1 protein-coding gene is annotated in these 24927 nt (G+C 71.8%); it reads right to left on the reverse strand.

Features of this window, described 5'->3' with window-relative positions; translation table 11 throughout:
* Window positions 1-173: 173 nt before the first annotated feature.
* On the reverse strand, window positions 174-24713 hold the full coding sequence (locus J2X34_RS09630; RefSeq protein ID WP_429516835.1) for a non-ribosomal peptide synthase/polyketide synthase: 24540 nt from the start codon (window positions 24711-24713) through the stop codon (window positions 174-176).
* Window positions 24714-24927: the final 214 nt, after the last annotated feature.

Here is a 24927-nt window from a genome sequence, read left to right on the forward strand (position 1 = left end):
ACGGGTGGTGCCCCGCCGGTCCACCCGGCGGGGCACCACTCGACCGGGAACCACACTGTGCCGCGGAGAAAATCTGTACGGAGTGCGAGGTTTTGTACAAAACGGCGGACCACGGAATTCTGTCTGTCCGGCGCGATCCCCCGTTCGGTGGCCTACGGTCCCGGTCGAGTCGGTCAGCCCCGCCGCTCGAGATATCGCGCCAGCGCGGGACCGATCACCGCGACCGAGTCCGGTTCGATCATGTCGTTGTGCCCGCAGTCGACGGGGCACTCCTCGATGTCGCCGGTGACGAGTGGCCTCCACTCCCCCGCGGACCGGTCGCCGCCGCCGTCCTGCCCGCGGGCCGCCGGGAACACCAACAGGTCTCCGTCGAACACACCGGGCACGAATCGGTGCACCAGCAGCCGCGAGTTGGCGTATCCGTCGTTGATCCGTTCGAGGTGATCGGCAGTGACAGCATCGGCGGTCCCGAAGTGGGAGTTGAGCATTCGCGCGGCGCCCGCATAGTCGATCGCATGCTCCGAAGCCGGGAGTTCGAAGCCCAGACCGCGCAGCAGGTCAGCCAGATCGAGCCGGCCGAGAAGGGGATCCGAACCGTCGTCGGGATAGGCGTCCATGACCGCCAGCGCCGCGACGGACCTCCCCCGCCGCTGCAGTTCGACGGCCATCGCGTGGGCGATCACGCCGCCCAGCGACCAGCCGAGCAGGTCGTACGGCCCGTCCGGCGCGACGGCGGTCATCTCGTCGACGTACCGCGCGGCCAGCTCCTCGAGCGAGTCGTACTGCGGCCCGCCGGCGATCACCGGCAACTGCAGTCCGAAGACCGGCCGCTCCGACGGCAGGTACTGCACCAGTCCCGTATACCCCCACGACAGCCCGATTCCGGGATGCACACAGAACAGCGGGCGCCCGGACCCCGTGCCCCGCAGCGGGATCAGGGGGCGAAGGGCGTCATCCACCCCGCCGGAGGTGGTGTCGGCGATCCGTCCGGCGAGACCCGCCGGCGTCGGATCGAGGAACAGTGCCTGCAACGCGACGGTGGGTCCCAGGCGGGTCCGCAGCTCGGTGACGACCTTCGTCGCGAGCAGCGAGGTCCCGCCGAGATCGAAGAAGCTGTCGTCCAACCCGATCCGCTCGACGCCGAGGACGTCGGCGAACGTGTCCACCACCGCCGTCTCGATCGGGCCGCTCGGCTCGCGGAACACCGTCGCCGGCGACATGAACTGGGGCGGCGGCAGCGCGGTGCGGTCGAGTTTGCCCGTCGGTGTCAGTGGGATCCGGTCGAGGACGGTCACCGACGCGGGAACCATGTGCGCGGGCAGGTGACGCCCCACGTCGCGGCGCAGATCGTCGGCGTCGACGTGGGCGTTCTCGACCGGGCGCACGTACGAGCACAGCAGTGTGTTGCCGGCCGGTCCGGGACGCGCGAGCGTGACGGCGAATCCGACGTTCGGCTGCGCAGTGAGCACCGCGTCGACCTCGCCCGGCTCGATCCGGAAGCCGCGGACCTTGACCTGGAAGTCGCTGCGCCCGATGTACTCGAGGGTGCCGTCCCCGCGCCATCGGACGAGATCGCCGGTGCGGTAGATTCGCCCGCCGCTCCGACCGAACGGGTCGGCGACGAAGCGGCCGGCCGTGAGCCCGGGCCGCCGGTGGTAACCGCGGGCCAGCGCGGAGCCGGCGATGTACAACTCGCCGACGACCCCGCGCGGGACCGGGTGCAGACGCGGGTCGAGGACCAGCTCGGTGACACCGCGGATCGGACCGCCGAACGTGACCGGCTCGCCCGGCCGCATCCGTGCGCTGATGTTCGCCATGATCGTGGTCTCGGTGGGGCCGTACGCATTGAGCATCGTGCGTCCCGGAGCCCAGCGCATCACCAACTCCGGCGGGCACGGTTCCCCCGCCACCACGAGCGTCCGCAGACTCTCGAGCCCGACGGGGTCCACCGAGGCCAGCGCGGTCGGTGTGACGAATCCGTGTGTCACAAGATCGGTTTCGAGCAGCGAGGCGAACTCGGTGCCGCCGTACACGTCGGAGGGGACGACGACCATCGCGGCGCCCGCGCTCAGGGCCATCACCGTCTCGAACACCGACGCGTCGAAGCTCGGTGACGCGAAGTGCAGGGTCCGCGCCTGCGGCGTCACGCCCAGGCGTTCCCGCTCCTCGGCCGCCAGGTTGGCCAGCCCCCGGTGCGTGAGCACGACACCCTTCGGCGTGCCGGTCGAGCCCGAGGTGTAGATCAGGTACGCGGGGTGATCGGCACGAAGCGGGTGGATCCGCTCGGTGTCGGAGATCGGTGTGGCCGACTCGGCCGCGACGGCGGCCGCGACCTCGGGATCGTCGAGGACCAACCAGTCGACCGAATCCGGCAGTCGCTCCCGGCACGACCGCACCGTCACACCCACTCCGGCACCGGAATCGGTGAGCATCCGCTCGATGCGCTCCGTCGGGTAGCCCGGGTCCACCGGCACGAACGCCGCACCCGTCCTCGCCACTGCCCACACCGCGAGCACCGACGACACCGAACGTGACAGCCCCAGCGCGACATATGTTTCCGGGCCCGCTCCCATGGCGATCAGGAGCCGGGCCAGCCGATTCGACTCGTCGTCGAGTTGCCGGTACGTCACTTCACGGCCGTCGCACACGACCGCGACGGCGTCGGCGTTTCGCGCCGCGGACTCGAGCAGATCGGCGAGCAGGATCGTCGGCGCATCCGGCCCGCCTCGCGCGGGGGCCAGCCCCGCCAGCTCGTGCGGGTGCAGGATCTCGAGGTCACCGACGGGCCGGCCCGGATCTGCCAGCGCGGTCTCGAGGATCCGCACGAAACGCTCGGCGAAGCCTTGCACGGTGTCGCGGTCGAAGAGATCGGTCGCGAACGCGATGCCCCCGGAGATCCCCGCGGGCGCACCGTCGCCGTCGAGCAGTTCACCGAGCACGAACTCGAGGTCCTCCTTGACCATCCCGGCGCCGATCGACAATCCCTCGAGCGTCAGCCCGGACAGCTCGAGTCGGGCGCTCTCGAGATTCTGGAACTCGAGCGCGACCTGGAACAGCGGTGAGTACGCGGTGGATCGGGCCGGATCGAGCTTCTCGACCACCCGCTCGAACGGCACGTCGGCGTGTGCGAAGGCTCCGAGATCGATGTCCCGGACCGTCGCCAGAAGCTCCGAGAACGATTGCCGTGCAGCGATCCTGGTGCGCAGCGCGAGTGTTCCGACGAACATTCCCACCAGCTCGTCCAGTGCGCGCTCGCCGCGCCCGGCGATGGGGGTGCCCACCACGATGTCATCGGTGTCACCCAACCGGGCGAGCAGCACCGCGAGGGCCGCGTGGATCGTCATGAACAGGCTTGTTCCGTGGTCACGTGCGAAGGTCAGGAGTCGTCGGTGCAGCCCAGGGTCGAGCGCGAACTCGACACGGTCGCCACGGAAGGACTGCTGAATCGGCCGCGGTCGGTCCGTCGGCAGCCCCAGCAGGTCGGGCGCCCCGGACAGCGTCTCGGTCCAGTAACCGAGCTGCCGGGACTGGACCGATCCGGGATCGTCCTCGGCGCCCAGAAGGGCCCGCTGCCACAGCGTGTAGTCGGCGTACTGCACCGGCAGAGGATCCCAGTCCGGACCGTGCCCGACGGTGCGTGCGACGTAGGCACGCATCAGATCACGCGCCAACGGCCCCAGCGAGTAGCCGTCGATCACGATGTGGTGCGCCACGAGAACCAGCACGTGCACGTCGGACCCCACCTCGAGCAGCGCCCCCTCCACCGGAACCCGCTCGGTCACATCGAATCCCGTGGACACCATGGCACGGGTGCGGTCCCGCAGTTCGGCCTCGCCCGCGACCACGACCGGGTCGAGAACGACCGCGACCTCGGCGACCGGACGGACGTCCTGGATCGGCCCGGCGGCGCCGACCGGGAACCGCGTGCGCAACGACTCGTGCCGCGACAGGACGTCGTCGATCGCCGCTCTCAGCGCGGGCGCGTCGAGGGCACCGGTCAGGCGCACCGCCAGCGGCACGTTGTACGCGGGCGACGACGGGTCGAACTGGTTGATGAACCACATGCGCTGCTGCGCCGCCGACAGCGGGATCTCCGCCGGGCGCGGCGCCACCTCGAGCACCGGGCGACCGGAGGGGCCGGTGTCGGCGTGTTCGATCCGCTCGGCGAGCGCGGCCGCCGTGGGTGCCTCGAACAGCGCCCGCACACCGAGGTCGATGCCGAGGGATTCGTCGAGTCGCGCCACGGCCCGCGTCGCGGACAACGAGTTGCCCCCGATGTCGAAGAAGCTGTCGCCGGTGCCCACCCGGTCGACTCCGAGGACCTCCGCGAACACCGCCGTGATCGCCTCCTCGACGGGATCGGTCGGGGCGCGGAACACCGTGGTGGTGAAACCGAACTCGGGTTCGGGCAGCGCGCGGCGGTCGAGCTTGCCGACCGGGGTGAGCGGGATGTCGTCGAGCACGACGAACGCCGTCGGCACCATGTACTCCGGTACCCGCTCGGCCAGCCGCGCCCGCAGATCGTCGATGTCGATCCGGCGGCCGTCGTGCGCGACGACGTAGCTCACCAGCACCGTGTCGCCGCCCGGCCCGCGGCGGCCGAGGGTGGCCGCGAACCGCACATCGGGATGCCCCGTCAGGACGGCGTCGATCTCGCCCAGCTCGATCCGGAAGCCGCGGACCTTGACCTGGAAGTCGCTGCGCCCGCGATACTCCAGCTTGCCGTCGGCCGTCCACGCACCGATGTCCCCGGTGCGGTACATCCGCTCGCCCGGCGCACCGAACAGGTCGGGCAGGAAGCGGGCCGCCGTCAGTCCCGGGCGCCGATGGTAACCGCGGGCCAGTCCGGGCCCGGCGATGTAGACGTCGCCCGAGACACCGACGGGGACCGGCTGCAGGCGGGAATCGAGCACCGTCTCGGTCACCCCGGCGATGGGCCGGCCCAGGGAATGCGCTGCCTCCTGGTGCGCGACGAACTCCTCACCGTTGACGACGATCGTGGTCTCGGTGGGGCCGTAGACGTTCAGGACGCGGCACTGCGGCAGCCAGTCGTCCACCAGTTCCGGGGGCCAGGCCTCGCCGCCGACCAGCACGCACTCGAGGTCGTCGAGCCCGGACGGATCCACCGACGCGAGCGCGGCCGGGGTGATGAACGCGTGCGTCACCCGCTGCTTCCGCAGCACCGCGGTCAGTTCGGAGCCGCCGTAGACCGTGCGCGGGACGATCACCATCGTCGCGCCGACCGCGAAGCACAGCAGATACTCGAGGACCGAGACGTCGAAGCTGGGCGACGAGAAGTGCAGGGTCCGTGCCTCCGCGGTCACACCGCTGACGTCCCGCTGCGCGTCCGCATAGTTGCCGAGGCCCCGGTGTGTGACGGTGACGGCCTTCGGTCGTCCCGTGGATCCGGACGTGTAGATCAGGTAGGCGGGGCTGTCGAGCCGCAGCGGCGCGGTCCGGTCGGTGTCGGTGACCGGACCGGGGGACGCGTCGGCGCACTCGGCCGCGAACGCCTCGTCGTCGAGGACCAGCCATCGCGGGCCGTCGGGCAGTCGCGCCCGGTGCTTGGTGGTCGTCAGGGCGATGTCGGCGCCCGAGTCGGCGAGCATGGCCGAGACCCGCTCGGCCGGGTAGTCCGGATCGACGGGTACGAACGCGCCGCCCGCACGCGCCACCGCCCACATCGCGACCACCGACTCGATCGATCGCGGTATCCCCAGCACCACCCGCGATTCCGGCCCGACACCGCGGGCGATCAGCGTCCGCGCCAGTCGGTTGGACCACGAATCGAGCTCGCCGTAGGTGACCTCGCGACCGCCGTTGACGAGAGCGGTCACCTCCGGGTCGCGGGCCGCGGCGGCGTCGAGGATCTCGGGGAGCGTGCGGAGTTCGGACCGCGGCCCGCCGCGCACCGGGACCAGGGCGCGACGCTCGACACCGGTCAGGAGGTCGAGGTCCGCGAGCCGTCGCTGCGGATCGTCGGCGAGTTCCGCGAATGCCTGCAGCACCCGCAACAGCCGCGCGGCGATGCCGGCCACCGTCGCGCCGTCGACCAGGTCCGGGCGGAACTTCATCGTCACGTGCAGCCGGTCGGGCGCCGACGCGACGACACTCAGCGGGAAGTGTGCGGAATCGCGAGCCTCCACATCGGTCAGCCGCATCCCGTCGAGGTCGGTGTCCGCCGCCACCGCACCACGGGCCGGGTACGACTCGAACACCGTGAGCGTGTCGAAGATCGAGCCCGGGCCGGCGGCGCGCTGGATCTCGGGCAGCCCGACGTGGTGGTGGTCGAGCATCGCCGACTGCGCGGCCTGGACCCGGTCCAGCAGCTCGCCGAGGCGCGCGTACGGATCCAGCCGGACCCGGACCGGAATCGTGTTGATGAACAGCCCGATCATGGTTTCGATGCCCGCGACGTGCGGCGGGCGGCCCGACACCGTGGCCCCGAAGACCACGTCGTCACGTCCGGTGAGCAGCCCCAGCACGATCCCCCACGACGCCTGGACGACGGTGTTCAGCGTGACGCCACGGGCCCTGGTGAGTTCCCGGAGCCGGTCCGACGTCGCGGCGTCGAGTCGGTACGCGAGGTCACGCGACTCGGTGTACGCCTCGGTGGCCGCGGCGCGGCCCGGCAGCAGCAGCGTGGGGTCGTCGACGTCGGCGACGGCGCGCACCCACGCGTCGACCGCGGCATCCCGGTCCTGCCGGGCCAGCCATTGGAGGTAGCCGCGGTGCGGGCGCGGGCGCGGCAACGCGTCGTCGTCGCCGCCCGTCAGGTACAGCGTGACGAGCTCCTCGAGCAGGAGCGGGGTGGACCATCCGTCGAACAGGATGTGGTGATTGGTGAACACCAACCGGTGCGCGCCACCGGGCATGTGCACCAACATGATTCGCACGAGTGGAGCGACCGTGACGTCGAACGGGGTCGCGCGGTCCTCGTCCAGCAGCTCCGTCAGACGTGTGGCCGCGGCCCGCTCCCCGAGGACGGAGAGGTCGATCTCAGTCCACCGCGCCTCTCCTCCGCTGCCCACCACCTGCACCGCGTCGCCGCTCGGTAGTCGCGTGAAGGCCGTCCGCAGGTTCGGATGGCGGCCCAGCAGCGTCCGGCTCGCGCGGCGCAGACGGGGTCCGTCCACCGCACCCTCGAGGGTCAGGATCAGCTGCACCAGGTACGCGTCCGTGGACTCCTCGGCCAGTTCGGCGTGAAACAGCATGCCGCGCTGCATCGGCGAGAGCGGCCACACGTCGGCCAGGCCCGGGTACCGCTGTTCGAGACGGTCGATCGCCGGTTGCCCCAGTTCCACCAGATCCAGGTCGGACGGGGTCGATCCGCCCGCCCCGGGTGTGCGCGCGTGTGCGGCGAGCGCGTGAGCCGCGCGGCTCCACAGCTGCGCCAACCGCTCCACCTCGCCCGATGTCAGGACGCCCCGCGGGAAGTCCCACGTCGCGGCCAGGCGAGGTCCGTCCGGTCCGGACAGCGTGACGGCGTTGACGTCGATCGCGAACACCACCGGCAGGTCCGGAGCGACGACGCCACGCAGGCCGGAATCCTCGACGGGAAGCCAGGTTCCGATGCCGCGATCGGGGGTACCGGTGTCGAACCGGCCGAGGTAGTTGAAGCTGATGTCCGGCAGACGACGCGGCGCGAGTACGGCCGCCGTCGCGTCGTCCAGGTAGCGGAGCATGCCGAACCCGATGCCGTGATCGGGAATTGCCCGCAGCTGCTCCTTGACCGCCTTCACCGCGGCGCCGATGGCATCGCCGCCGCCGGCCGCCCGGTCGATGTCGATCCCGGCGAGGTCGAATCGCACGGGGTACAGCGACGTGAACCAGCCGACGGTCCGGGACAGGTCGGCACCGGGCACCACCTGCTGCTCCCGGCCATGGCCTTCGAGAGCGACGGTGACCGTGTCGCCGTCACCCCCGCGCTCGCGCCGCCACTGGACCAGCGCGAGGGCCAGTGCGGTGAGCAGCCCGTCGTCGACCGATCCGTGGAAGAGATCGGGCACCGCGGTCGTGAGGGCGCGCGTGACGTCGGCCGGCAGTTCCACCTCGACGCGGTCGAGCGTGGACGCGACGTCCACGTGCGGATCCAGGTCGCGACCGACCGGGCACCGCCCGTCGGCGGCGGTCGCCGATCTCCACAGGTCCAGCTCGGACACCCGAGACGGTGCGGCCGCCGCGAGTCCGTCCGCCCACGTCCGCATCGACGTCCCGACCGGTGGCAGAGCCGGATCGGTGCCCGCCGCCACCGCGGAGCAGGCCGCCGCCAGATCCGGGACCAGGACCCGCCACGACACGCCGTCGATCACCAGGTGGTGAGCCACGATCAGCAGCCGCGCGCCGTCGGCCGCGGCGAACCGCACGAGCTGGATCATGCTGCCGGACAGCGGGTCCAGTCGATCCGCCGCCGAGTCCAGGGCGGTGCGGGCGGCCTCGGTGAAACCGGCACCGGACACCGTATCGACGGGAACGACCCGGACGATCGCGCCGGCGTCGACCGCTCCGGGAGGTCGCACCTCGATCCGCCGGCCGGTACCGGATCGCTCGTCGGGACGCAGCCGGGACCGCAGCATGTCGTGGCGGTCGAGGACCGCGCCCATGCCCCGGGCCAGGACGTCGGCTCCGATGTCGGGCGGAATGTCGAGCAGCACCGACTGCGAGTACCGGCCGAAGTCCCCGCTCCGGTCAGCGAGCCAGTGCACGATCGGAGTGGTGACGACGTCGCCGACCCCGGCACCGGGAAGCTCCGGCAGCGGCGGCGGCCCCTCCCGTTCGGCGAACTCCGCCACCTCGGCGAGACCGGTCACGGTGCGCCGTTCGAAGACGTCCCGCGGCGTCAGCGTCACTCCCGCGGACTTGGCGCGGGCCACCAGCTGGATCGACATGATCGAGTCGCCGCCGAGCCCGAAGAAGGAGTCGTCGGCGCCCACCGATCCGATACCGAGGATCTCCGCGAACAACCCTGCGAGAATCCGCTCGACGTCGGTGGCGGGTGCGCGTCCCGCACCCGCGCTCGGTGCCGGAACCGGTAGTGCGGCGCGATCGACCTTGCCGTTCAACGTCATCGGGAACGCGTCGAGCACCGTGATCGCGGCCGGCACCATGTAGGACGGAAGCCGCTGTCCGACCGCCGTGAGCACCTCTTCCTGGTCCACCACGTGGCCGGCTTCGGGCACCACGTACCCGAACAGCCTCAGACCGCCGGCATCCTCGGCACGGCCGAGCACGACGGCCGTCGCCACGCCCGGCACCGCCAGCAACGCCGACTCCACCTCACCCGGCTCCACCCGGAACCCGCGCAGCTGCACCTGGAAGTCCCTGCGCCCCAGGTACTCGAGCGCCCCGGATGCGGTTCGGCGGACCCGGTCGCCCGAGCGGTACATCCGCTGTCCGGCCGCGAACGGGTCGGCGACGAAGCGGGACGCGGTGAGACCGGCACGACCGCGGTAGCCCCGCGCCACCTGCGGACCGGAGACGTACAGTTCGCCGGCGACGCCGGGCGGCACGGGATGCAGACGATCGTCGAGCACCCGGACGCGGACGCCGGGAAGCCCGACACCGACCGTCGACCCCAGCGGACGCTGCGCCCGGTCGGCGCGCACCGCCGCGGCGTCGATCCGCTGCCAGGTCACGTGCACGCACGTCTCGGTGATGCCGAACATGTTGACCAGGGCGGGGGTCCGGTCGCCGTGGCGCTCGATCCAGTCGGACAGCCGCGCCGCGTCCAGCGCCTCGCCGCCGAACACCACGTGGCGCAGCGCGAGATCGCCCGCGGAATCCGCATCGGCGTCCGCGAGCGGGTAGAAGGCCGACGGGGTCTGGCTGAGCACCGTCACGGACTCGTCCCGCAGCAGTCGCAGCAGCGCGTGCGGGTCGCGCGCGGTGTGGTAGTCCACGACCACCACCCGGCCACCGAATCCGATCGCGCCCCACAGTTCCCACACCGCGAAGTCGAACGCGAACGAGTGGAACATCGTCCACACGTCACCCGGCCCGAGCCCGAGGACGTCCCGGGCACCGGTCAGCAGCGTCGCGACGTTGCGGTGGCTCACCGTCACGCCCTTGGGTCGCCCCGTCGAGCCCGAGGTGTAGATCAGATACGCGGGCGAATCCGGGTGCAGCGGGCGAGTTCGGTCGTCGTCGGTGACGGGCACGGCCGGGTGCCGGTCGATCTCGTCGCGGATGCCGGGCGCGTCGAGGCACACGATCGGGAGGTCGTCGGGCAGCTCGACGTCCACCCGCTCGCGGCGGAACGCCTCGTCCACCACCGCGCACGCGGCCCCGGCGTCCTCGATCACGAACCGGATCCGGTCGGCGGGGTATCCGGGGTCCACGGGGAGGTAGGCTGCGCCGGCGCGCACGATCCCCACCAGGGTCGTGACGAGGTCCGCGGTCCGGCCCATGACGACCGCCACCACCGATTCGGGCCCCACTCCGCGATCGATCAGCCACCGCGCCAGTCGGTTCGAACGCTCGTCGAGTTCCCGGTAGCTGATCCGCTGGGCGGCGGCGACCACCGCGTCGGCGTTCGGCGTGGCGGCCGCGGACGCCGCGAACAGGTCCGCGAGTGTCGTTGCGGCCGCGATCGGCGCCGCGTCCTCGGATGCGGTTCGCGAGGGCGCACCGGTCAGGTCGAGGTCGCCGACCGGTCCCGCCGGGTCGGCCGCGACCGCTGCGAGCAGGCGGGCCGTCAGATCGGCCAGTCCCGCCACCGTCGAGTGGTCGAAGATGTCCGAGGCGTACAGGATTTCACCGGACAGCCCGGCCGCCCCGTCGCCGCCGTCGGAGGTCTCGCCGATCCCGAACTGCAGATCGAACTTCACCTCGCCGGGGTCCACGTCGAGCGCCTCGACGCTGAGACCCGGCAACTGCACTCGTGGTCGATCGACGTTGCGGAACTCGAGCATCACCTGGAACAGCGGCGCGTACGACGTGCTGCGTCCCGCGCCGATGCGTTCGACGAGACGCTCGAACGGCACGTCGGCGTGCGCGAACGCATCGACATCGCCATCGCGGACCACGTCGAGCAGATCCGCGAACGACGCCCCGGGATCGACCTCGGTGCGCAGCGGCAGGGTGTTGACGAACATGCCGACCACATCGTCCAGTTCGGCCTCGCCGCGTCCCGCGACGGGAGTGCCGACCACCACGTCGTGATCGGATCCGATCCGGGACAGCAATGCCACCAGCGCCGCGTGCACCACCATGAAAAGGGTCGAATCATGCTGCCGTGCAATGTCGACCAGGAAGCGGTGGATGTCGGGCCCCACCGTGAACGAGACTCGCCCGCCGTGCGTCGACCGGCGCACACCCCGGGGCCGGTCGAGCGGCAACGCCGACACGGGAGGCGCACCGCTGAGCCGCTCGAGCCACCACGACTCCTGCCGGGCGAGCCGCGACCGAGGCTCGTCGGGCGCCCCGAGGACCTCTCGCTGCCACAGGGCATAGTCGGCGTACTGGATCGGCAACCGATCCCACGCCGGTGCCTCGCCCGTCACCCGGGCCGCGTACGCGGTCGCGACGTCGCGGGCCAGCGGTCCGATCGAGAACCCGTCCGCGACGATGTGGTGCACCACCAGGACCAGCACGTGCACGTCGTCCGCCACCCGAAGCAGCGTCACTCGGACCGGAACCTGCTCCGCCACATCGAAACCAGGACCCACCAGATCAGCGACCCGGGCCGTCACGTCCTCGGCGGCGACGAGCCGGGGAGTGAGGGTCCCCACCACGTCGTCGGCCGGCACCGTCACCTGGGTCGGCCCCGACGCCGACACCGGGAACACCGTCCGCAGCAGCTCCTGCCGCTCCACGACGTCGACGAGCGCGGACCGCAGCGCGGCCACGTCGATCGTCCCCGACAGCCGCAGCGCCATCGGCACGTTGTACGCGGCGGACGCCGGCTCGAACTGGTTGACGAACCACATCCGCTCCTGTGCCCACGACAGCGGAATCCGTTCGGGCCGTACGCCCGCGCGCAGCGTCCGCCGGTCGTCGGCCGCGGCACTGCCCGCGCGGTCGGCGAGCCGGCCGGCGGTGCCGCATTCGAACAGGTCCCGCACGTCGAGCCCCGAGCCGAGGGACCGGTTGATCCGCGCGACCGCCCGGGTCGCGCTGAGCGAGTTGCCGCCGAGCGCGAAGAAGTTGTCGTCCACACCGACTCGCTCGACGTCGGTGACCTCCGAGAAGACCGCCACCACGTGTTCCTCGGCCGGTGTGCTGGGGGCGCGGAACCGCGTCGCCGCCGACGTGAAGTCGGGTTCGGGGAGGGCGTCGCGATCGAGCTTGCCGACGGGTGTCAGCGGGATCTCGTCGAGGACCACAACAGCGTTCGGCAGCAGATGTCCCGGGAGCCGCTGGGCCGCGAAGTCGGTCAGCGCCGACACGTCGATGTCATCGCCCGTACCGGGCACCACGTACGAGACCAGCAGCGGATCCCCGGCGCTGCGCCGGTGCGCCGCCGTCACCGCGTGTGCCACCGCGGGATGCGCGACGAGGACGGCGTCGATCTCGCCCAGTTCGACGCGGAACCCGCGCACCTTGATCTGGAAGTCGCTGCGGCCCAGATAGTCCAGCGCACCGTCCCGGCGTCGGCGCACGACGTCACCGGTGCGGTACATGCGGGTGCCGGGCGGTCCGAACGGACACGCGACGAACCGTGTCGCGGTCAGTCCCTCCCGGCGGTGGTATCCGCGCGCCGTGCCCGCCCCGGACAGATACAGCTCGCCCGGAACCCCGGCCGGGACCCGGCGCAGGAACCCGTCGAGCACGATGGCGTCGGTACCGCGAACGGGTGTGCCGATGGGAATGTCGGCGCCGGGGACCAGCGGTGCGCTGATCGTGGACAGCACCGTCGATTCCGTCGGTCCGTAACCGTCGAGCATGATCCGCCCCGGAGCCCAGTCCGCGACCAACTCCGGGCCCACCGCATCGCCCGCGACGACCAGCACATCGAGGTGGTCGAGGCGCTCGGGTTCGACGGTCGCCAGGGCCGCCGGCGTGATGCACGCGTGAGTGATCCGCTCGCGGCGCAGCAGGTCGCGGAGCGGGTCGCCGCCGTAGACGTCGGGCGGCGCCACCACGAGCGTCGCCCCCGCCGCGAAGGCCTGCAACATCTCGAGCACGGAGACGTCGAAGCTCGGCGAGCAGATGTGCAGGCACCGCGCGTCGGCGGTGATCGGGTAGCGCGTCTGCTGCTCGGCCAGCAGGCTCGCCAGTCCGCGGTGGGTGACGCTCACCCCCTTGGGTCGGCCCGTGGACCCCGACGTGTAGATCAGATAGGCGACGTCGTCCACGAGCATCGGGCGTGAGCGTTCCTCGGCGGAGATCGTTTGCGCGGCAACGCCCTCCGGCGGGTCGTCGAGGACCAGCCACCGCACCGAGTCCGGCAGTTCCGCGCGGTGGGCGCGAACCGTGACACCGACGCTCGCCCCGGAGTCGGTGACCATGTGCTCGATACGCGAGCGCGGGTAGGTCGGGTCGACGGGCACGAACGCCGCGCCGGTCTTCGCCACCGCCCACACCGCCAGCACCGATTCCACCGATCGAGGGAGCGCGCACGCCACCACCGCGCCCGGCGACGCCCCGGCACCGATCAACGTGCGCGCCCATCGGTTCGACAGTTGGTCCAGGTCCCGATACGTCAGGCGGCCGTCGCTCGCGTCCACCGCGACGGCGTCCGGCGCGCCGACGGTGCCCGGGACGGCCGCGGTCAGGAGATCCGGCAACAACCGCGGCGGCAGCGGGGGCCCGCCCCGCGCCGGCACCCGCGTCTCCCGCTCCCGACCGGACAGCAGGTCGATGTCCGCCACCGGACGCGCGACGTCGTGGGCGATCGCCGTGAGAGCGAATCGCAGTCGCGCGCCGATGGACTCGGCCTCGGCCGAGGTGACACTGCCCACGCGGTGCTTCAGGGACACCTGGAGGCGCTCGGTCAGACCCACCATCACGGTCAGCGGGTAGTGCGTGGCATCGAGACCCTCCACCCCGACGACGCGCAGGCCCGCGATGTCGGTGCCGTGTTCGAGCGCCGACCGGTCCACCGGATACGACTCGAACACCGTGAGGGTGTCGAACACCGCGCCCGGTCCGGCCGACTGCTGGATGTCGGCGAGTCCGATGTGGTGATGGTCCAGCAGCGCCGACTGCTCGCCCTGCACGCGGGCCAGCAGATCCCCGATGGTTTCACGTGGATCGAGCCTGACGCGCACCGGCACCGTGTTGATGAACAGGCCGATCATGGTCTCGATGCCGGAAACCGACGGGGCACGGCCGGATACGGTGGCACCGAACACGACGTCCGACCGGCCCGTGAGGACGCCGAGCACGAGCGCCCAGGCCACCTGCACGACGGTGTTGACGGTGACACCGCGTTCCCGCGCCGCGTGCGTGAGCGCCGCGGTCTCGGATGCGCTCAGTGCCACCTCGGTCACCGCGACGTCGTCCGTCTGCTGCTCGTCCGCATCGCCCGGGGGGGACGTCAGCACGGTCGGCTCGGTGGCGCCGGTGAGGGCGGCACGCCACGCCTCGACGGACCCGTCCTGGTCCGCCAGCCACACCAGGTAGTCGCGGTACTCGCCGCCGCGCGGCAACACCGACGCATCGGCCTCGGCCGCGTACAGCGTCAGCAACTGCTGCAGCAGAAGCGGGGTCGACCAGCCGTCCAGCAGGATGTGGTGGTGCGTCACGAGCAGCCGGTACCGCCCGGGAGCGAGGCGCACGAGTGCGAACCGCATCAGCGGGGCGCGGTCCATCGGGAACGGAGTCGCCCGGTCCTCGCTCAGCAGCGCCCGCCAGCGATGCTCGCGCGCGGGCTCGTCCAGCCCGGACAGGTCAATCTCGATCCACGGCACCGCGACGTCCGCCGCGATCACCTGGAGCGTCTCACCCGCACCGTCGTCCACGAAGCACGCGCGCAGGTTCGGGTTCCGATCGAACAGTGCGCGGGCCGACGCGAGGAGCCGTTCCCGATCGGGCTCGCCGCGCAGATCCACGACCAGCTGCACCATGTAGGCGTCCAGGGAGTTCCCCGCCATGCGGGCGTGGAACAGCAGCCCGGCCTGCAACGGCGTGAGGGGCCAGACGTCGACCAGCCCGGGACGCTGCGCCTCGAGGGCGTCGATGGAACGCTGGTCGAGGTGGACCAGTGGGAGGTCGGACGGCGTGAGCCCGCCGGCGTCGGGCGATCGCGCGTACTCGGCGAGCGCCCCGAGCGCGTCCCGCCACAGCTGTGCGAGCCGGCGGACGTCGGTCTCGGCGAACACCCCCGTCGCGAACGACCACGACGACTGCAACGCGGGACCGCCGGGGCCCGAGCCGATCCCGGCGGAGATGTCGAGCGGCGCCGCCACCGGCATGTTCGGATCCTGCGCACCGCCGAGTCCGTCGCCCTCGACCGGCATCCATATCCGCGATCCGGTGCTGTCCCCGGCGGCGAGACGGCCGAGGTAGTTGACGACGATCTGCGGCGAGCACCGGAGCCGAGTGCCCGCCTCGCCGTCGAGCTCGGTGAGCAGTCCGTAACCGATGCCGCGGTCTGGGATGGACCGCAGGTGCTCCTTGACGAGTTTGACCGCGCTGCCCGCGGCGGGCCCCCCGCCGAACGCGTCGTCCAGGTCGATCGACGACAGAGCGGGCCGCGCCGGGTGGATCGACGTGAACCAGCCCACCGTGCGACTCAGGTCGACGCCCGGTACGACCGTCTCCTCCCGCCCGTGACCCTCGATGCCGAAGAGGGGATCGATTGCGGCGCGGCCGCGTTCGGTGTTCCATCGGCCCACCGCCATCGCGAGGGCGGCAAGCAGGACGTCGACCGCGGTGCCGTGGATCGCGGTCGGCAGCGCCGTGAGTAACGGGGCGGTGAGGTCGGCGGGGAGGTCGACCGGCAGCACCTCGACCGTCGCATGGACGTCGCGGCCGGGATCCGCGGCACGCCGGCCCAGTGGCGGATCGCCCGCGCCGACGATGCCCTCCCACAACGGAGTCTCCCGGCGTCGGCGCTCCGCGACGGACAACAGTGCGTGGGCCCACCGGCGCATCGACGTGCCCACCGACTCCAGTGCGGGGGTGCGGCCGCTCGCGGCCTGTGCCCACGCGGACGCCAGATCCGGCACGATCACCCGCCAGGACACCCCGTCCACGACGGTGTGGTGCACCACCACCAGCAGCCGGCCGCCACCCGCCGGTCCGTCGAACCACACGACCCCGACCATCCGCCCCGCCCCCGGGTCGAGTCGGTCGGCGGCGGCGGCGAGTGCGGCGCCCGCGAGGCTCCCGAGGGTGTCCCCGTCGGACGACGCCACCGGGATCCGGGTGAACGTGTCCTCCGCGCGGATGCTCCCGATCGGGAGAACCTCCATCCGCCAGCCTGTTTCGTCACCCGAATCACGGGTCAGCCGAGCACGCAGCATGTCGTGACGATCCAGTACCGCCTGCACCGCGTCGACGAGGTCGCTCTCCCGCACGTTCGGCGGCAGGTTCAGCAGCACCGACTGGGAGAACCGGCCGATCCGGTGGCCCGCACGCCGCAGCAGCCACGCGAGGACGGGGGTCAGCGGCACCTCGCCGATCCCCGCGCCGTCGAGTTCCTCGACCGTGTCGGCCTCGGCGCCGCCCCGCGCGGCAGCGACTGCGGCGAGCGCGGCGACCGACCGGTGGTCGAAGACGTCGCGCGGTGTGACCGACAGCCCCGCGGACTTCGCCCGGGTAACCAGCTGGATCGACATGATGCTGTCGCCCCCGAGGGCGAAGAACGAATCCTCCACGCCGACCGCGTCCAGCCCCAGCACGTCGGCGAACAGGCGGGACAGGGTCGCCTCGGTGTCGGTCGCGGGTGCTCGCCCGGTCGACACCTCGGCGCCGAAATCGGGGTCCGGGAGCGCGCCGCGATCGAGTTTGCCGTGCACGGTCATCGGGAGTTCGGGCACCACGGTGATGTGCGCCGGCACCATGTACGACGGTAGCCGCGCGGCGAGCACGTCGTGCAGGTCCGCGGTGTCGATGTCGGCGCCGGCCGCGGGCACCACGTAGGCGATCAGGCGCTCCCCGATCCGCCCCACCCGGCGGACGTCCACGACGGCGTGCCCCACGATCGGCTGTTCGGTCAGGGCGGCCTCGACCTCCCCGGGATCGATCCGATAGCCGCGTAGCTTGATCTGCCGATCCGCGCGTCCCAGGTACATCAGCGAGCCCGAACCGATCCAACGCACCAGATCCCCGGTGCGGTAGAGCCGTTCACCGTCGCGTCCGCTCGGATCGGCCACGAACCGGGACGCGGTGAGCGCGGGGCGTCGGTGGTATCCGCGGGCCAGCGCCGGACCCGCGAGGTACAGCTCGCCCGGCGCGCCCACCGGCACCGGCTGCAGTCGCGGGTCGAGGACCAGCGCGTGGAATCCGGGGGCCGGACCGCCGATCGTCACGGGACCGTCCGGCACCAGGCGATCGCTGATGCTGCCCACGACGGTGGTCTCGGTGGGACCGTACGCGTTGTACATGACGCGGTCCGGTGCCCAGCGCGCGACCACGTCGGTCGGACACACCTCGCCGCCGGCCAGCACGCACCCGAGATCGGTGAGCCCACCCGGGTCGGTGGCCGCCAGCGCCGTCGGGGTCATCAGGCAGTGCGTGACGCGCTCGGCCGCGAGCAGCGTGCGCAGTTCGCCGCCGCCGTACACCGTGGGCGGGGCGATCACCATGGTCGCGCCGGCGCCGACCGCGAGGACCAGTTCGAGGATCGACGCATCGAAACTGGGCGACGCGAGGTGCAGGACGCGGGACGAACACGTCGCCGCGCAACGCGCCTGCAGGTGGGCGGCGAAGTCCACGATCCCCCGGTGGGTGACGGCCACCCCCTTGGGAACTCCGGTGGATCCGGACGTGTAGATCAGATACGCGACATCGTCGAGACGCACCGGCGAGACCCGCTCGGCATCCCCGACGGGCCCGTCCGACCACACCGAGAGGTCGTCGCCGTCGAGCAGCCACCACGGCACGGACCCGGCGAGTTCGGTCCGCACGTCCCGGTCGGTGAGTCCGAGGCGGGCCTGGGAGTCGGCGAGCATCAACGCGATTCGCTCGGGTGGGTGCGCGGGATCCACCGGCAGGAACGCGGCGCCGGTCTTCGCGACCGCCCACAGTGCGATCTGGTAGTCGGGTCCGCGCGGCATGCCGAGCGCCACGACCGAGCCGGGTCCGATACCCGCGCCGATCATCCTGTGGGCCAGCCTGTTCGACCGGCGATCGAGATCGCCGTAGGAGAGGTCGACGCCCCGGTAGCGGATCGCCGGCCGCTCCGGGTCGGGCGCGGCGGCCGTCGCGAGCAGCGCGGCGAGCGTCCGCGGCACGGCGCCGGGCGAGCCGCGGACCGGTGCCAGCGCGGCGCGTTCGGACGGATCGAGGATGTCGATGTCCCCGACGATCACGTCGGCCGAGGTCGCCGCGGCCCGCAGGATCCGCACCAGCCGGTCGGCCAGGCCGCGGACCGTCTCGACGTCGAACACGTCGGTCGCGAAGACGAACCCGGCCGACATGCCCGCGGGATCGCCGACCGGGTCGAACTCCTCCGCCACGCTCAGCTGGAGATCGAAGTTGGCGACCTCGTCGCCGTGATCGAGCGCGCGGACCCGCAGCCCGGGCAGTTCGACGTCCGGGCGCGCGATGGTCCGGAACTCGAGCATCACCTGGAACAGCGGGGAATGCGCGGTGGACCGCGGCGGGTCGATCGCCTCGACCACCCGCTCGAAGGGGGTGTCGCCGTGCATGAACGCGCTCAGGTCGGCCTCCCGGACCCGGCGCAACAGTTCCGCGAACGAACAACTCCCGCCGACGTCGCAGCGCAGGACGAGGGTGTTGACGAACATGCCGACCATGTCGTCCAGTGCCGCCGCGCCACGGCCCGCGATGGGCGTGCCGACGGCGATGTCGTCGGTCCCGCCGACCCGCGCCAGCAGCGTGGCCAGCGCCGCGTGCATCACCATGAACACGCTCGAATCGTGTTCGCGGGCGAGTTCGACGATGCGCCCGTGCAGATCGGCCGGGAGCTCGAGCTCGACGCGGCCGCCCTGCTGGGACCGCACGTCGGGTCGGGGCCGATCGCACGGCAGGTCCAGCACGGCCGGCAGGCCCGCCAAGGTCGTGGTCCAGTAGTCCAGCTGGCGGGCGAGCGGCGAGTCCGGGTCGTCGGCGTCGCCCAACCAGTCCGATTGCCACAACGCGTAGTCCGCGTACTGCACGTCGAGCGGCGTCCACGACGGTGTGCCCGTGGAGATCCGGGCCGCGTAGGCCGCCGCGAGATCCCGCGCGAGCACCCCGAGCGAGAACCCGTCGGACAGGATGTGATGCAGGACCACGGTGAGCACATGCTCGGAGTCGCCGATCCGGAACAGACCGGCGCGCAGCGGCGTCCGCACCGTGACGTCGAACCCCCGCGACATCACCGCACGCATCCGCCGCCGGAGATCGTCCTCGTCGCCCACGTCCTCGCTGTCGACCGCGAGATCCAGCCGGTCGACGGGTAACACCTCCTGGCGCGGACCGGCGTCGTCGAGCGGATAGATCGTCCGCAGCGACTCGTGCCGCGCTACCACGTCACCGATCGCCGCGACGAGCGCATCGCGGTCGAGCGCCCCGGACAGTTGCAGGGAGAGCGAGATGTTGTACGCCGGCGAGTCCGTGTCGAACTGGTTGACGAACCAGATCCGCTGCTGGGCCGGCGAGAGTGGAATACGCGCGGGCCGCGGCCGGGCGACGAGCGGTGGGCGGGTCCGCGGGCCCGCCGTCGCATCGGTCTCGCGGGCCCGGCGTGCCAGCCCCGCGACGGTGGGCGCGTCGAACACGTCCCGGATGCCGAGGTCGGCGCCCGTCGCGTCGCCGACGCGCGCCGCCAACTGCGCGGCCACCAGCGAATTGCCGCCGAGTGCGAAGAAGTCGTCGTCGACACCGACCCACTCGAGTCCCAGCAGGGCGCCGACCGCCGACGCGACGGCCTCCTCGACGGGATCACGGGGCGCGATGCGCGTGCGCTCGGCGTCCTCGGGTGCGGGTAGCGCCGCGCGGTCGAGCTTGCCGTGGGCCGTGGTCGGCAGCCGGTCCAGGACGGTGACCGCCGACGGCACCATGTAGCCCGGGAGCGATCGCGCCGCAGCATCTTTCACCGCGACCGGATCGATCGGCGCCCCGTCCGACGCCACCACGTACCCGAGGATCCGGATGCCGGCCGGACCGTCGTCTGCGATCGCGACGGCGGAGCCGACCCCCGGCGCCGCGGCCAGCACCGACTCCACCTCGCCCAGTTCCACCCGGTACCCGCGCACCTGCACCTGGGCGTCGGCTCGTCCGGCGAATCGCAGCGTGCCGTCGGTAGTCCAGGTGCCCAGGTCGCCCGTCCGATACATCCGGGTCCCGACCGCGAACGGATCCGGCACGAACCGGCCCGCGGTCAGTCCCGGGCGGTCGAGGTAGCCGCGCGACAGTTGGGCACCGGCCACGTACAGTTCGCCGACGATGCCGGGCGGCAGGGGGTGCAGGCGCCCGTCGAGCACCCGAACCGCCATCCCGGGCAGCGGGTATCCGATCGAGCCCGGGATCCCGTGTGTGGCCGAATCGGCGGTGACCGGGACGTGGGTGACGTGCACGCACGTCTCGGTGATCCCGTACATGTTCGACAGCCGCGGAGTGACGTCGCCGCGGCGCTCGAACCACGCCGACAGCTGCGACGGATCCAACACCTCACCACCGAGGATCACCTGCCGCAGCCGCAGCGCCCGCTCCCCGTCGCCCGACCCCCGGTCCGCGTCGATCAGCTGACGGAAGGCGCCGGGAGTCTGGTTCAGGATCGTCACCGCCTCGTCCCGCAACAGCGCGAGGAAGTCGCGGGGGGACCGGGCCGTGTCGCGGTCGACCACCACGACGGTCGCGCCGTGCAGCAGCGCGCCCCACAGTTCCCACACCGCGAAATCGAAGGCGTACGAATGGAACATCGTCCATACGTCGGTCGCGTCGAAGCCGAAGAGCGGCTGCGTACGCTCGAACAGCGTGACCACGCTGCGGTGCGGGACCGCGACGCCCTTGGGCCGGCCCGTCGAGCCGGACGTGTAGATCACGTACACGGTCGCGTCGGGCCGCAGTGGCGCGGTGCGGTCGGAGTCGGTGACCGGGTCCGGCGACATCTCGGCGACCCCGGTGCGAACCGAGGCGTCGTCGAGATCCACGAGCGGGACGTCGACCGGCACCGACGACAGCCGCCGGGCACCGGCGAAGTCGACGAGGACGCACGCCGGGCGGGCGTCGGCGAGCAGGAACGCGATGCGCTCGTCGGGGTAGTCGACGTCCACGGGCACGTGGGCGGCCCCCGCGCCGACGACCGCGGCGAGAACCACGGGTAAGTCCACCGACCGCGTCATCGCGACGGCCACCCGGGTCTCCGGTCCGACCCCGCGCTCGATCAGCCAGCGGGACAACCGGTTCGCGCGTTCGGACAGCTCCCGGTACGTCAGCCGTGTCGGACCCGCGACGACGGCGACCGCAGCCGGATCCGCCGCGGCCGCCCGAGCCAGCAGGTCCGGCAGCGTCGCGGCGACGCCGAGCACGTCCGGTGGCAGCGCGGACAGCGCGCGTTGGGATTCGTCGGCGATCTCGAGGTCGCCGACGACCGCGTCACCGTTCGCGGCGACCGTCACGAGGATGCGCTGCAGGCGCTCGGCGAAGCCCGCGATCGTCTCGCGATCGAACAGGTCGCACGCGAAATGCAATGCGGCCGAAAGGCCCTGCGGATGCCCACCCTCGTCGACATACTCCCGCACGCTCAGCTGCAGTTCGAACTTCGCGACGCCGGTGTCCACCTCCCGCACGTCGGCGAGGACGCCCGGCAGCTCCACCGCCGTCGTCTCGGGATTCTGCAGTTCGAGCATCACCTGGACGAGCGGCGCGTGCGCCGGCGAGCGGTCGGTCGCCAGTTCCTCGACGAGCCGCTCGAACGGAAGCTCCGCGTGGGCGAGCGCACCCAGATCGGTGTCGCGGACGTGCGCCAGCACCTCGACGAACGTGGACGCGGGATCGACGTCGCTGCGCAGGACGAGAGTGTTGACGAACATGCCGACCAGGTCGTCGAGTTCGGCGGCGGCGCGTCCGGCCACGGGGGTGCCGATCGCGATGTCACGACCGGCGCCGAGGCGCGAGAGCAGCACCGCGAAGGCGGCATGGAGCACCATGAACAGCGTGCAGTCGCGTTCGCGGCCCAGCTCGAGCAGCCGCAGGTGCGTGTCCGGGGCGATCTCGAACGTGACCGCCCCGCCCGCCGTCGACACCGTCGGTGGGCGCGGACGGTCGTGCGGCAGTGCGATCGCGGGGGGCAGGTCCGCCAACCGGGCCGTCCAGAACCGCAGTTGTCGGGCTGCGATCGAGTCGTGGTCGCACTCGTCGCCGAGCATCTCCCGTTGCCACAGGGCGTAGTCGGCGTACTGGACCGGCAGCGAGGTCCAGGTCGTCGGCCCGCCGGACCGACGTGCGCCGTACGCGACCATCACGTCGCGCGCCAGCGGCAGCACCGACTGCCCGTCCGCCGCGATGTGGTGGACGACCACCGCCAGGACGTACTCGTCCGCTCCGATCCGGAACAGCCGGATGCGCAGCGGAAGCTGTTCGCGCACATCGAACCCCACGACGGCATCCGCCCGGATGGCGTCCCACACGTCGTCGCGTCCCGCCGCGATCGGGGTCACGTCCGCCGCGGCGGACTCGGCGGGCACGATCACCTGGTGCGGGCCGCCGACGTCCGCCGGGAACAACGTGCGCAACGCCTCGTGGCGCTCGACGACGTCGGCGATCGCGGCACGCAGGGCCTCGGTGTCGAGCTCCCCGGTCAACGTCACCGCGAACGCGATGTTGTAGACCGGCGAATCGGTGTCGAGCTGGTTGACGAACCACATCCGCTGCTGCGCCGGCGAAAGCGGCAGCCGATCCGGTCGATCACCGCGGGCAGGTACCGGCACCGGCGCCGGACCGGTCGGCGATCCGTCCGGTCCGACCAGCGTGCCGACGTGTTGCGCGAGGCCGCGCGCCGTGGGCATCTCGAACAGGTCCCGCACCGTCAGCGTCACATGCAGCGCCGCGTTCAGGCGGGCCACCACCTTCGTGGCCACCAGCGAGTCGCCGCCGAGATCGAAGAAGCTGTCCTCGGGAAGGACCGGTCGGGGTGTCCCCAGGACCACGGTGAACACGTCCGCGATCACCTGTGTGGTCCGGCCGTCGGCGGCCTGCGGGGACGTGCCGGGCAGTTCGGTTTCCGTGTCGAGGATCGGCGACGGAGCGGACGCCTCCGCCACCGGGGACGGCACCGCGGCGACGTGCACGTCCGTGACGGGCGACCGCGGGTCGGTGGCGACGAACTGCTCGAGGAACTCCAGGAAGCGTCGATGGTAGGACGCCTCGACCTCCTCCGGGTACCGGTGCGGGTTCGCCCGGAAGTCGACGAAAGTTCGGACCGGCGTTCCGGATTGGTAGACGTTGACCAGTAGGTCGTCTACCGGCCCGGACGTGATGATGTGGAACTCGGTCGCGAGCGGACCCATCACGATCTCGGGATGGAAGAACATGACGTTGACGATCGGCGCCGCGACGTCGCCACCGCGGTCGCGCTGGATGTCGGCGCGGCTGCAACGCTGATGACGCAGTGCTGCAACCATTTCGAGCTGCACTCGATCGGCGAGGTCACCGATCGTGTCGTCGTCGCGGATCTCGACCGGAAGCGGCAACAGGTTGACGGTCATCCCGCCCGACCGCCGCAGCACGGCGGTGGTGCGGGCGGAGACCGGGATGTTCACGACCACGTCGCGGCGGCCCGTCGTCCGGCTCAGGAAACACGCGAAGGCGGCGACGATCCGAGCCGCCGCGGACGCGTCGGCCCCCTGCGGTGCCGCCGTCCGTTCGAGTCGCCGCATCGTCGCATCGGACAATGCTGCAGTCGCGAGCCGACTTTCGGCCACCGCGGGCGCGCCCGAACCGATGAGTGCCACGCCGCGCACGCCGTCGAGCCGGTGCGCCCAGTACGCGCGATCGGTGTCGTGACGGCCCGACGCCCGGTAGCGTTCGTCGATCTCGTGAAGGGTGTGCAGGTCGACCGCGGCGGGCGGATCCGGCTCGCGCCCCTCCACCGCCGCCGTATAGAGGTGAGCGATGCGGTAGAGCATGGTCGCAGCGCCGTAACCGTCGAGCGCGATGTGATGACTTCTGCTGTACCACAGGAAATGTCGGTCACCCACCCGCAGGATCACAGTCTGGACGAGGCGGTCGACCGACAGGTCGAGCGGTGTCGCCACCTCTCGCTGCATCCACGCGTGCGCGGACGCGACCGGGTCGGCCTCGGCGCGCAGGTCCATCAGCGTGATCGACGTGTCCCGCGCCGGGTCGACGTACTGCATGGGCTCGCCGTCGACGGTGACGACGCACAGGAACGGTGACTGGAACTCCCGGGCCGCGCGAACGTTCGCCGCGCGCAGCACGTCGATGTCGAGCGGGCCGTCGATCTCCACGTACTGCGCGATGAACAGCGGGACGTCGGGCACGAGCTGCTGCGCGAACCACAGGGCACGCTGTGCCTCCGACAGTGGAAACCGGTCAGGGAACCGATCGCCGGACCGGCCGGCAGGGCACGCCGGGCCCGATCGTGAGGTAGCGCTCGACTCAGTGCGGGGTTCTGGGTGAGGTTCAGCAGAATCCACGTATCGCCCCCAAGAGAGGTTGGTTCGCCGCGGCGGCTCGCGCCGTCGTCGTCGTCGAACAAACACTCCCTGGGCGGAAGCCGTCCCACGACGGGCAGCGCCTATGTGCAGTATCCGCCCGCCGCGTGGCTGCGGTCCAGATCGGCAGGTCAGAGAAGGTGGACGGACCGGCCGGGAGTGCAGGTGGACGATCGGCCGGGCCGGATCGGGCATG

This window comes from Rhodococcus sp. BE178 (assembly GCF_050433545.1).
In the GTDB taxonomy this organism is placed as follows: domain Bacteria; phylum Actinomycetota; class Actinomycetes; order Mycobacteriales; family Mycobacteriaceae; genus Prescottella.